Annotated in this window: 10 protein-coding genes and 1 pseudogene; 7 read left to right on the top strand and 4 right to left on the bottom strand. The window is 72.2% G+C overall.

The genetic code is table 11. From position 1 onward, the window contains the following. Positions 1-111: 111 nt before the first annotated feature. Entirely contained in the window at positions 112-1,020 is a 909-nt protein-coding gene (locus ACGFS9_RS32645; protein ID WP_393258594.1) for an RNA polymerase sigma factor SigF, read from the bottom strand. A gap of 247 nt (positions 1,021-1,267) precedes the next feature. Here ACGFS9_RS32645 and ACGFS9_RS32640 point away from each other — a divergent pair, with 247 nt between their 5' ends. Together ACGFS9_RS32640 and ACGFS9_RS32635 are read left to right on the top strand one after the other, a co-directional pair. Further along, a complete protein-coding gene (locus tag ACGFS9_RS32640; protein WP_393258591.1) occupies positions 1,268-1,636 on the top strand; it encodes an STAS domain-containing protein in 369 nt (122 codons plus the stop codon). A 276-nt stretch (positions 1,637-1,912) separates the two neighbouring features. After that, the gene (locus ACGFS9_RS32635; protein WP_393258588.1) at positions 1,913-2,476 is read left to right on the top strand and encodes an ATP-binding protein; all 564 of its coding nucleotides are present in this window, start codon (positions 1,913-1,915) and stop codon (positions 2,474-2,476) included. An 806-nt stretch (positions 2,477-3,282) separates the two neighbouring features. On the opposite strand, the gene ACGFS9_RS32630 is transcribed toward ACGFS9_RS32635, so the two are convergent. Further along, positions 3,283-4,779, bottom strand: a complete 1,497-nt coding sequence (locus tag ACGFS9_RS32630) for an oligopeptide:H+ symporter (protein WP_393258585.1) — start codon at positions 4,777-4,779, stop codon at positions 3,283-3,285. A gap of 523 nt (positions 4,780-5,302) precedes the next feature. Here ACGFS9_RS32630 and ACGFS9_RS32625 point away from each other — a divergent pair. Both ACGFS9_RS32625 and ACGFS9_RS32620 read left to right on the top strand, forming a co-directional pair. After that, positions 5,303-5,980 (top strand): response regulator transcription factor, encoded by a 678-nt coding sequence (locus tag ACGFS9_RS32625; RefSeq protein WP_138048974.1) that lies wholly within the window; start codon positions 5,303-5,305, stop codon positions 5,978-5,980. 230 nt (positions 5,981-6,210) lie between these two features. Further along, the gene (locus ACGFS9_RS32620) at positions 6,211-7,494 is read left to right on the top strand and encodes an ATP-binding protein (RefSeq protein WP_393258582.1); all 1,284 of its coding nucleotides are present in this window, start codon (positions 6,211-6,213) and stop codon (positions 7,492-7,494) included. A 33-nt stretch (positions 7,495-7,527) separates the two neighbouring features. Here ACGFS9_RS32620 and ACGFS9_RS32615 read toward each other — a convergent pair whose 3' ends face one another. After that, positions 7,528-8,067 (bottom strand): GtrA family protein, encoded by a 540-nt coding sequence (locus ACGFS9_RS32615; RefSeq protein WP_393258580.1) that lies wholly within the window; start codon positions 8,065-8,067, stop codon positions 7,528-7,530. Positions 8,068-8,265: 198 nt separating this feature from the next. Here ACGFS9_RS32615 and ACGFS9_RS32610 point away from each other — a divergent pair, with 198 nt between their 5' ends. Genes ACGFS9_RS32610 through ACGFS9_RS32600 form a run of 3 tightly spaced genes read left to right on the top strand, consistent with a single transcriptional unit; the run spans position 8,266 to position 11,149 of the window. Further along, positions 8,266-9,426, top strand: coding sequence for a 5-(carboxyamino)imidazole ribonucleotide synthase (locus ACGFS9_RS32610; RefSeq protein WP_393258578.1), 1,161 nt, complete (start codon positions 8,266-8,268; stop codon positions 9,424-9,426). Further along, the gene (purE, locus tag ACGFS9_RS32605) at positions 9,423-9,941 is read left to right on the top strand and encodes a 5-(carboxyamino)imidazole ribonucleotide mutase (protein ID WP_393258576.1); all 519 of its coding nucleotides are present in this window, start codon (positions 9,423-9,425) and stop codon (positions 9,939-9,941) included. Before ACGFS9_RS32610 ends, purE begins: the two co-directional genes overlap by 4 nt. A gap of 29 nt (positions 9,942-9,970) precedes the next feature. Next, positions 9,971-11,149 (top strand): dipeptidase, encoded by a 1,179-nt coding sequence (locus tag ACGFS9_RS32600; RefSeq protein WP_393258596.1) that lies wholly within the window; start codon positions 9,971-9,973, stop codon positions 11,147-11,149. Positions 11,150-11,177: 28 nt separating this feature from the next. Here ACGFS9_RS32600 and ACGFS9_RS32595 read toward each other — a convergent pair. Next, positions 11,178-11,267 (bottom strand): annotated as a pseudogene (locus ACGFS9_RS32595) (DNA-binding response regulator); the annotation flags it as partial.

Below are 11,267 nucleotides of genomic sequence, written 5' to 3'. Positions count from 1 at the left end.
GGGCGCGGCCGCCCCCCGCGGGGGGCGGGGCGCCCCCCCCCGCCGCCGGGCGCCCCCCCCCCGCCCCCCCCCCCCGCTCCGATGCGCGGCCTCACGGACCGCGAAGCCCTGTCACTCCTCGACGGTCAGCCCCTTGCGCAGCCGCACGAGGGTGCGCGACAGCAGCCGGGAGACGTGCATCTGGGAGATGCCGAGTTCGTCGCCGATCTCGGACTGGGTCATGTTCGCCACGAAGCGCAGCGACAGGATCTGCCGGTCGCGCTGCGGGAGCTGGGCGATCAGCGGCTTGAGGGACTCCACGTACTCGATCCCCTCGAGCCCGTTGTCCTCGTACCCGATGCGGTCCGCGAGCGCGCCCTCGGAGTCGTCCTCCTCGGGCTGGGCGTCCAGCGAGCTGGCCGTGTACGCGTTGGACGCGGCCATGCCCTCGACGACCTCGTCGTTGCTGATGCCGAGACGTTCCGCCAGCTCTCCCACTGTCGGAGCGCGGTCCAGCTTCTGCGCGAGTTCGTCGCCCGCCTTGGCCAGGTCGAGCCGGAGTTCCTGAAGCCGGCGGGGGACCCGCACCGACCAGGAGGTGTCGCGGAAGAACCGCTTGATCTCGCCGATGATGGTCGGCATGGCGAACGTGGGGAACTCCACCCCACGGCTGAGTTCGAAGCGGTCGATCGCCTTGATCAGGCCGATGGTGCCGACCTGGATGATGTCCTCCATCGGCTCGCTGCGGGAGCGGAAGCGGGAGGCGGCGAACTTCACCAGCGCGAGGTTCAGTTCGACGAGCGTGTTGCGGACGTACGCGTACTCGTGGGTGCCCTCGTCGAGGGCTTCGAGGCGCTCGAAGAGCGTCTTGGACAGGGCTCGCGCGTCGACCGGTCCCACCTCGTCGAACGGGGGGATCGCCGGGAGTCCCGCGAGGGCCTCGAATCCGTCGGTCGAGGGGTCGTCCAGATGTTCGGGGTCGAGCGGAGCGGGTGTCGACGTCGCCGTCTGGGTATGCGAGGCGTCGAGCCGGGGTGACATGTGTCCTCCATCGTTCTCGGCATATGGCCGCCGATGCCAATACGTGCACTGCGGTGTGCGGCGCCTCCAAAGCCGGCGGGTCGGATAGGTGTCCTCCTAGCCCTACCCGCTTTTGTGAACTTGTCGCAAGTGGCTTCTGCTGTGAAATGTCCCATTGAGGGGGGTTGTTCGGGTGTCCGGTGGCGGAGAGAGGGCGTAGTGTTCGAGTGCGTACATCAGTAGTCGCGACGCTCGGGAGAGAGACGGCATGGACCGCGGGACGGTCGGCAGCGCACAGTCTGGCCGGCTTCTTGTCGAGGTGCGGGAAGAGGGCACTAGTGCCGTCGTGATCCCCGCGGGTGAGCTGGATCACCACACGGCTGATTTGTTGCGCGAGCCGCTCGAAGGGTGCCTCGACAAGGGGTACTCACGGCTCGTGGTCGACTGTTCACGCCTGGAGTTCTGTGACTCCACCGGACTGAACGTGCTGCTCGGGGCCCGGCTGAAGGCCGAGGCCGCGGGGGGCGGGGTCCATCTGGCCGCGATGCAGCCGGTGGTCGCCCGGGTCTTCGAGATCACCGGGGCGGAGGCCGTCTTCACCGTGCACGACACGCTCGAAGCGGCTCTCGCCGACTGACCGGGCGGCTCGTCGACCATGCGCCCGTTACGTCCCCGCCGCCCCTGTCTGAACGGCGCGTTACCCGCGTCACAGTTTCCGTGCCGAATAAATGGGTGTTCGGACGGTTCCGTCGGGCAGGAGACATCCTGGATGCGTCGGCAGCGGGTGGGCCGGACTCCGGTGCGGCGAAACTCGCCGGCACCGCGGGCGACGTACGCCGTTGATCCATCCGTACTGAGTACTACGTACCGCGTCTTGAATTGTGAACCGGTGAATCGGTGAGGTGAAGCGCTGATGAGCACCACCCGGCCTTACCCGCCGGGCGACCGCGGCCCCGAGTCGGGCGACGGCGGCGCTTCCGGGGCGTCCGTGGACGACACGGCTCCCCTGGACGGCGGACCGCCCGGCGACGGAGCCTCCGCCGAGGGTGCCGTCCTGGCTCCGCCCGGCCGCCAGGCCCGCAGGCTGAGCTTCGACGACGCGACCGGCGTCGTACCGCTCGCGCGCGACTTCGCCCGCCAGGCGCTCTACGCCTGGGGCTGGCTGCCCGCGGAGGGCGCCGACCGGCGGGCCGCCGCCGAGGACGTCCTGCTGGTGGTCTCGGAGCTGGTCACCAACGCCTGCCTGCACGCCGAGGGCCCGGACGAGCTGCTGATCTCCGTGGACAACAAGGTGCTGCGCGTGGAGGTCTCCGACCGCGGCGCGGGCCAGCCCGCCCCGCGCACCCCGCACCGGGCCGGCCGTCCCGGCGGACACGGCATGTTCATCGTGCAGCGGCTCTGCCTGGACTGGGGCGTCGTCCGCACCCCCGGCCTCGCCGGCAAGACCGTGTGGGCGGAACTCGGGGCGCCGGCCTGACCGCCGGTCCCCCGCTCAGCCCCGCTCCTCTTCCGCACCGTCCGCCGCGCGCCGGAGATCCCCACCGATCCGGCGCGCGCCGCGTTCTCTCCCCCCGGCGGCCCTCGGCGCCCCCGGCAACCGACCCGATACCGCGTGCGCCCCGTCCCCGGCTCCGCCGGCTCGGCCCCACCCGCCGCGACGGTGAGGCCCCGGCGGCCGTCGGCCACCCGTCACAGCCCCCGCCCGCGCCCGAGCACGGCCGCCGCCCCGCGCCCCTCGGAGGGGCCGTCTGCGCCGCTCCGCGCCTCTTGGCGGGGCCGTCTGTGCCGCCCCGCGCCCTTGGCGTGGCCGTCTGTGCCGCCCGCGTCTCTCGGAGGGGGCGTCTGTGCCGCTCCGGGCCCCTTGGTGGGGCCGTCTGTGCCGCCCCGCGTCTCTCGGAGTGGCCGTCTGTGCCGCCCGCGTCTCTCGGCGGGGCCGTCTATGTCGCCCCGTGCCCCTCGGCGGGGCCGTCTGCGCCGTCCTCGCCCCCGGACCCCGGCCGGCGCAGGGCGGGCCCGGACGCAGGCCGTACGCCGCCTCCTCCGGGCCCGCAGGAGGCCGTCCCGTCCCGCCCCAGGGTGCGTCGTCGGCTCCGCTCCGGTCGCGTCGGGGCGTGCCCCGCAGCGCAGCCCGTCACCGGTGTGGAGCGCCGCCCCGGTGGCCCGTCTCCGGGACGCCCGACGCCGGGCGGCCCGGAGACGGCGTGCGAGGAGCCGCGGTGCCGAACGGCGAAGGGCCGCCGCACCGTGAGGTGCGGCGGCCCTTCGGGCGGACCGGGGACGACGTCAGTGGACGTCGCCCATCAGCTGCTTGACCCGCTTGCGGTACATCCACACCGCGAAGCCGGCGACCACGGCGAGCGTGGCCTCCAGGGCCACGATGCCCGTCTTGTTGAGGTCGACGTCGGCGATCGAGAGCAGACCCGTCGTGGCGTCGCCCGCGGTGACGGCCAGGAACCACACACCCATCATCTGGGAGGCGTACTTCGCCGGAGCCATCTTGGTGGTGACCGAGAGGCCGACCGGGGAGAGCGTCAGCTCACCGACGGTCTGCACGAAGTAGATCGCGACCAGCCACATCGCCGCCGCCTTGTGACCGCCCTCGGCGATCGTCAGCGGAGCGAGGAAGAGGAAGAACGACGCGCCGACCAGGATCAGGCCGGAGGCGAACTTCGCGGCCGTGCTCGGCTCCTTGCCGCGCCGGTTGAGCGCCAGCCACAGCCAGGCGAAGACCGGCGCGAGCGCCATGATCATGACCGGGTTGACGGACTGGTACCAGGAGACCGGGAACTCCCAGCCGAAGACGGTGTTGTCGGCCGACGAGTCGGCGAAGATCGACAGCGTCGACCCGCCCTGGTCGTAGATCATCCAGAAGACGGCCGCGGCGACGAAGAACCAGATGTACGCGGACATCTTCGACTGGTCGGCGCGGTCCAGTTCCTTGTCCCGCTTGATCCGGCCGATGACCATGACCGGGATGATCAGGCCGGCGAGCGTGATCGGGACCAGCAGCCAGTTGAGCGTGTAGTGGCCCGAGAAGCCGACGATGCCGTAGAACACGACGGCGACGGCGGCCCAGAGCGCCGACTTGCGCAGCGTCGCGGCCTTCTCCTGCGCCGACAGGGGCGTGGGGACCTCCCGCGACTGCGGGCTCAGGTGACGGCCGCCCAGCAGGTACTGGACGAGGCCCAGGGCCATGCCGAGCGCGGCGATGGCGAAACCGAGGTGCCAGTTGACGTTCTCGCCGACCGTGCCGATCACCAGCGGCGCGATGAACGCGCCGAGGTTGATGCCGATGTAGAAGAGCGTGAAGCCGCCGTCACGGCGCGGGTCGTCGGGCCCCTGGTAGAGGTGGCCGACCATGGTGGAGATGTTGGCCTTCAGCAGACCCGAGCCGACGGCCACCAGGCCGAGGCCGGCGAAGAAGGTGCCGGAGGTCGGCAGGGCCAGCGTGAGGTGGCCCACCATGATGATCAGACCCGCGACGGCGACCGTCTTGCGGGGGCCGAGCACGCGGTCCGCGAACCAGCCGCCGGGCAGGGCGAGCAGGTACACCAGCGACAGGTACACCGAGTAGATCGCGGTCGCGGTGGCCGCGCTCAGGTGCAGGCCGCCCGGTGCGACCAGGTACAGCGGGAGCAGGGCCTTCATGCCGTAGTAGGAGAAGCGCTCCCACATCTCGGTCATGAAGAGGGTGGCCAGTCCGCGGGGGTGGCCGAAGAAGGTCTTGTCGGAACCGGGGGTGCCCGGACTCACCGAGGCCTTCGTCAGGCTGGACGCCATGGTCGTTCCTTGCTGTCGGGACGCGCTGTGGGGGTTCGGCCGGACCGGAGTCGCGGGCCGTGGGGGAGTCGCGCGCCCATGGGGGGCGGCCGGCACCGGCGGTCCACGGCGTCCGCCCCCAACGCCCACGGGGAGTCCGCTCCGGATCACGGAGCGGCGGACGGCGACCACCGGGATCCACGCCCGGCGCGCGTCTGTGCGCGCTCGGGCCCGGCCACAGGTCATTCCTTTCGGGGCTGGTGAACACCAGCCCGCACACAAAAGAGACCTTCAGCATCAAGCACGCGCCAAAGGTCCTGATGTGGTGCTACAGGCGTCCGGTCACCATACGGCATGTCAACGTCCCATATGGAAGGACTTGAGAGATGGATCACAGGCGATCATGGAACCGCCGGAGTCCATTCGAAGGTGTTCCTCAGGATGGCATCCCACACCCGCAGGTAAGAAACGCACCGGTGGCAGGTGTGCGTTCCGCGGGCCGATCACTGCCCGGGGCTGGTCCGCGGCGGACTACCATCACCCCATGACCCGTGTACTGCTCGCCGAGGACGACGCGTCCATCTCGGAGCCGCTGGCCCGTGCCCTGCGCCGGGAGGGTTACGAGGTCGAGGTGCGCGAGGACGGACCCACCGCGCTCGACGCCGGAATCCAGGGCGGCGTCGACCTGGTCGTCCTCGACCTCGGGCTGCCCGGCATGGACGGCCTGGAGGTGGCCCGCAGGCTCCGCGCCGAAGGGCACGCCGTGCCCATCCTCATCCTCACCGCGCGCGCCGACGAGGTGGACACCGTCGTCGGCCTCGACGCGGGCGCGGACGACTACGTCACCAAGCCCTTCCGGCTCGCCGAACTCCTCGCCCGCGTCCGGGCCCTGCTGCGGCGCGGGGCGGCCGAGCCCCAGCAGCCCCCGGCCACCCACGGCGTGCGCATCGACGTCGAGTCGCACCGCGCCTGGATGGGCGACGAGGAACTCCAGCTCACCGCCAAGGAGTTCGACCTGCTCCGGGTGCTGGTCCGCGACGCGGGCCGGGTCGTGACCCGTGACCAGCTGATGCGCGAGGTCTGGGACACCACGTGGTGGTCCTCCACCAAGACCCTGGACATGCACATCTCCTGGCTGCGCAAGAAGCTCGGCGACGACGCCGCGAACCCGCGCTACATCGCCACGGTGCGCGGGGTCGGCTTCCGCTTCGAGAAGAGCTGAGGCCGCGCCTCGGGGGCCGGACCGCCGTCCGGCCCCCGAGGCGTGCCCGGGCCCGGCGCGCCGCGGGCGTCCCCCGCGGGCGGGGGCTCCGCCGCGGGTCGGTCCCCGCCGGGGCGCGGGCGGGCCGGTCCGCCGCGCCGTGAACCCCTTCGTCCCGGCCCGGCGCCCCGCGGGACCGGCCCGGCGGGCGTGCACACTGGTCCCGTACCGCCACCTGCCCGGAGGGCCCCGTGCGTCGCCGTCTCATCCAGTCCACGCTCGCCGTCGTGCTCGTCGTGATCGCCGTGTTCGGCGTCTCCCTCGTCATCGTCGAGACCCGCACGATCAGCAACAGCGCCCAGGAGCGGGTGGACTCCGAGGCGCTGCGGCTCGCCAGCATCGTCGACAGCCGCATCCTGGGCGACGAGAACATCACCGGCGAGACCTTCCGCAACCAGGTCACCGACCAGCGCTACGCCGTCATCAGGATTCCGGGGCGCGCGCCCATCGAGGTCGGCACCGAGCCCACCGGCGACGTCATCCACTTCACCGCCACCGGCGAGGAGGGCGAGACGGTCACCGTCGAGGAGCCCCGCTCCTCCGTGACCCGCGAGGTCGGCCGCACCCTGCTCATCATCGGCGCCGTCGCCCTGCTGGCGATCATCGCCGCCGTGCTGCTCGCCGTCCGCCAGGCCAACCGCCTCGCCTCCCCGCTCACCGACCTCGCCGAGACCGCGGAGCGGCTGGGCTCCGGCGACCCCCGCCCCCGGCACAAGCGGTACGGCGTCCCGGAGCTGGACCGGGTCGCCGACGTCCTGGACGGCAGCGCCGAGCGGATCGCCCGGATGCTCACCGCCGAGCGCCGCCTCGCCGCGGACGCCTCCCACCAGCTCCGCACACCCCTGACGGCCCTGTCCATGCGGCTGGAGGAGATCACCCTCACCGACGACCCGGACACCGTGAAGGAGGAGGCGACGATCGCGCTCACGCAGGTGGAACGCCTCACGGACGTGGTGGAGCGGCTGCTCACCAACGCCCGGGACCCGCGGACCGGCTCCGCGGTCACCTTCGACCTCGACGAGGTCATCAAGCAGCAGTTGCAGGAGTGGCGCCCGGCCTACCGCAGCGCGGGCCGCGCGATCGTCAGCTCCGGCAAGCGCCACCTCCAGGCGGTGGGTACTCCGGGCGCCGTCGCGCAGGTGGTCGCGGCGCTGATCGAGAACAGCCTGATGCACGGCGGCGGCACGGTCGCGCTGCGGACCCGGGTCATCGGCAACCAGGCCGTCATCGAGGTGACCGACGAGGGCCCCGGCGTCCCCGCCGACCTCGGCGCCCGGATCTTCGAGCGCACCATCAGCGGCCGCAACTCCACCGGCATCGGCCTGGCCGTCGCCCGCGACCTGGCGGAGGCGGACGGCGGACGGCTGGAGATGCTCCAGGCGCAGCCGCCGGTCTTCGGCCTGTTCCTGTCCCGGACGCCGCTCAAGCGGTCCCCGCTGATCGGCGGGGGCGAGGGGGAGCGGACGGTCCGGTGAGGACGGACGGGGGAGCGGCCGGCGCGGCGGGCCTCAGTTCACCCGTGCGCGCGCCGCACGCCGCTCCGACTCCTCGTCCAGGAACGATTCGGCATGGGCCACGGCCTCACGGGCCGGAAGCGCCCGGAACACCCAGGTGCGGTAGGACCAGAACCGGAAGAGGGTCGCCACCCCGATGCCGAGGAACTTGAAGACGTTGCTCTGCAGCGGGCTGTCCCAGCCGAACCCGTAGGTCGCCACGTAGAGCACACCGTTCTCGATGACCAGCCCCACCGCGCTGAACAGCAGGAAGAGGGTCAGTTCCCGGGTGCGTCCGCCCTTGTCGCGGTCGCGGTAGGTGAAGTAGCGGAACCCGACGTAGTTGAAGGCGATGGACACCACCGTCGCGATGACGCTGGCCCGCACGACCTGGAGGTCCGTGGTGTGGCGCACCAGGTTGAACACGAGCAGGTTGACGAGCAGGCCCGCGCCGCCCACCGCGCCGAACTTGGCCACCTCGCGCACGAGCAGGTCGAGGCGGCGGCGAACCGCGCTGCGGGGCCCGGTCTGCGGCCCCGAGGTAGCACTGCCCATGGTGTCGCCAGCCCCTGTCGGTGGGTCGTGTCGTCGGTCGAGCGGTGGAACACGTCGACCCGGCCATGCTAACCAGCGGCCCCGCGGGGCGCCCGTGTCCGGCTTCACAGGTAAGAAAAGTCCCGGTCACCGGGGCGGAAAATCGCCCCTCGCGGACGCGGAATCCGGCCGGGGCGGCGTGGCCGATACCCTAGGAGCGTGACGTTCCCCGTAGTCGGCATGGTCGGCGGCGGCCAGCTCGCTCGTATGACACACGAGGCAGGCATCCCGCTCGGCATCAGGTTCAAACTCCTCAGCGACACTCCGCAGGACTCCGCGGCGCAGGTCGTCGGTGACGTCGTCGTCGGCGACTACCGCGACCTCGACACGCTGCGCGCCTTCGCGCGGGGCTGTGACGTGATCACCTTCGATCACGAACACGTCCCGACCGAGCACCTGCGGGCCTTGGAGGCGGACGGCATCCCCGTCCGCCCGGGGCCGGACGCGCTCGTGCACGCCCAGGACAAGGGCGTGATGCGCGCGAAGCTCGACGCGATCGGCGTGCCCTGCCCGCGGCACCGCATCGTGACCGACGTGGCGGACGTCGTGGCGTTCGCCGCCGAGGGCGTGCCCGAGGGCGCGGAGGGCGACGGCTTCCCGGTCATCCTCAAGACCGTGCGCGGCGGCTACGACGGCAAGGGCGTCTGGTTCGTCCGCTCCGCGCAGGAGGCCGCCGAGCCCTTCCGCGCCGGCGTCCCGGTCCTCGCCGAGGAGAAGGTCGACTTCGCCCGGGAGCTGGCGGCCAACGTCGTGCGCTCCCCGCACGGCCAGGCGGTCGCCTACCCCGTCGTGGAGTCCCGGCAGGTCGACGGCGTCTGCGACACGGTGATCGCGCCGGCGCCCGGCATCGACGAGGAGCTCGCCCTCCAGGCGGAGGAGCTGGCTCTGCGCATCGCCCGGGAACTCGGCGTCGTCGGGCACCTGGCCGTGGAACTCTTCGAGACCCGCGACGGACGCATCCTCGTCAACGAGCTGGCCATGCGCCCGCACAACTCGGGCCACTGGACCCAGGACGGCTCGATCACCTCGCAGTTCGCCAACCACGTGCGCGCCGTCCTCGACCTGCCGCTCGGCGACCCGCGCCCGCGCGCCCCGTGGACGGTCATGGTGAACGTCCTCGGCGGCGACTACCCGGACATGTACTCCGCGTACCTGCACTGCATGGCCCGCGACCCCCGGCTCAAGATCCACATGTACGGCAAGGACGTGAAGCCCGGCCGCAAGGTCGGCCACGTCAACACCTACGGCGACGACCTGGACGACGTCCTCGATCGCGCCCGGCACGCAGCCGGCTATCTGAGAGGCACGATCACCGAATGAGCCCAGCAGTAGGCATCGTGATGGGGTCCGACTCCGACTGGCCCGTCATGGAGGCCGCGGCCCAGGCCCTCGACGAGTTCGAGATCCCCTACGAGGTGGACGTCGTCTCCGCGCACCGGATGCCGCGCGAGATGATCGCCTACGGCGAGCAGGCCGCCGGGCGCGGACTCAAGGCGATCATCGCCGGCGCGGGCGGCGCCGCCCACCTGCCGGGCATGCTCGCGTCGGTGACCCCGCTGCCCGTCATCGGCGTGCCCGTCCCGCTGAAGTACCTCGACGGCATGGACTCGCTGCTGTCCATCGTGCAGATGCCGGCCGGTGTCCCCGTCGCCACCGTCTCCGTCGGGGGCGCCCGCAACGCGGGCCTGCTGGCCGCCCGAATCCTCGCGTCCCACGACGAGGAACTCCTCGGCCGGATGCGGGAGTTCCAGCAGGAGCTGAACGACCAGGCCACCGAGAAGGGCAAGCGGCTGCGCGCCAAGGCCGAGGGCGGCGCCTTCGGTTTCGGGAAGTGACGCGCATGACCCACGCCGCCGCCTCCTCGATCCCCTCCCTCGACCGGGCCCGCGCCCTGCTCGACGAGTTCCCCGTCGTCGACGGGCACAACGACCTGCCCTGGGCGCTGCGCGAGCAGGTGCGCTACGACCTCGGCGCGCGGGACATCGCCGCCGACCAGAGCGCCCACCTGCACACCGACCTGGCCCGGTTGCGGGCCGGCGGCGTCGGGGCGCAGTACTGGTCGGTGTACGTCCGCTCGGACCTCCCCGGCGCGGTCACCGCGACGCTCGAACAGATCGACTGCGTACGGCGGCTGATCGACCGTCACCCCGACGAGCTGCGGGCCGCGCTGACGGCCGCGGACATGGAGGCGGCACGCGCCGAGGGCCGCATCGCCTCCCTCATGGGCGCGGAGGGCGGTCACTCGATCGACAACTCCCTGGCCGTCCTGCGGCAGTTGGCCGCGCTCGGCGTCCGCTACATGACGCTCACCCACAACGACAACGTCGCCTGGGCCGACTCCGCGACGGACGTGCCGGCCGTGGGCGGCCTGTCCGCCTTCGGCCGCGAGGTCGTACGCGAGATGAACCGCGAGGGCATGCTCGTGGACCTCTCGCACGTGGCCGCCACGACCATGCGCGACGCGCTCGACACCTCCGTCGCCCCGGTCGTCTTCTCCCACTCCTCGGCCCGCGCGGTCTGCGACCACCCGCGGAACATCCCCGACGACGTGCTGGAGCGGCTCTCCGCCAACGGAGGCGTGGCGATGGTGACGTTCGTGCCGAAGTTCGTCCTCCAGGCCGCCGTCGACTGGACGGCCGCGGCCGACGAGAACATGCGCGCGCACGGCCTGCACCACCTCGACACCACCGCCGAGGGCATGAAGGTCCACCGCGCCTTCGAGGAGGCCCACCCGCGGCCCGTCGCCACGGTGGCCACGGTCGCCGACCACCTCGACCACATGCGCGAGGTCGCCGGCATCGACCACCTCGGCATCGGCGGCGACTACGACGGCACCGCGTTCACCCCGGACGGCCTGGACGACGTCTCCGGCTACCCGAACCTGATCGCGGAGCTGCTGGACCGGGGCTGGTCCGACGCCGACCTGGCCAAGCTGACCTGGCGGAACTCCGTCCGCGTGCTGGGAGCCGCGGAGGACGTGGCCCGCGACCTCCAGGCCACCCGCGCCCCGTCGAACGCGACACTGGAGCAGCTCGACGGCTGACCATCCGAGCAGACGGCGAAGGCGCCCTCCGGATGTCCATCAGCACGACGTCGGCCCGCTCGCTCCGGGTCACCGCGACCGCCTCGGCGCCGTCGGACGCCTCCCCGACCACCTCCAA

The sequence above is a fragment of the Streptomyces sp. NPDC048566 genome (assembly GCF_043199735.1).
In the GTDB taxonomy this organism is placed as follows: Bacteria; Actinomycetota; Actinomycetes; order Streptomycetales; family Streptomycetaceae; genus Streptomyces.
This window is presented reverse-complemented; position numbering and strand designations above follow the sequence as displayed.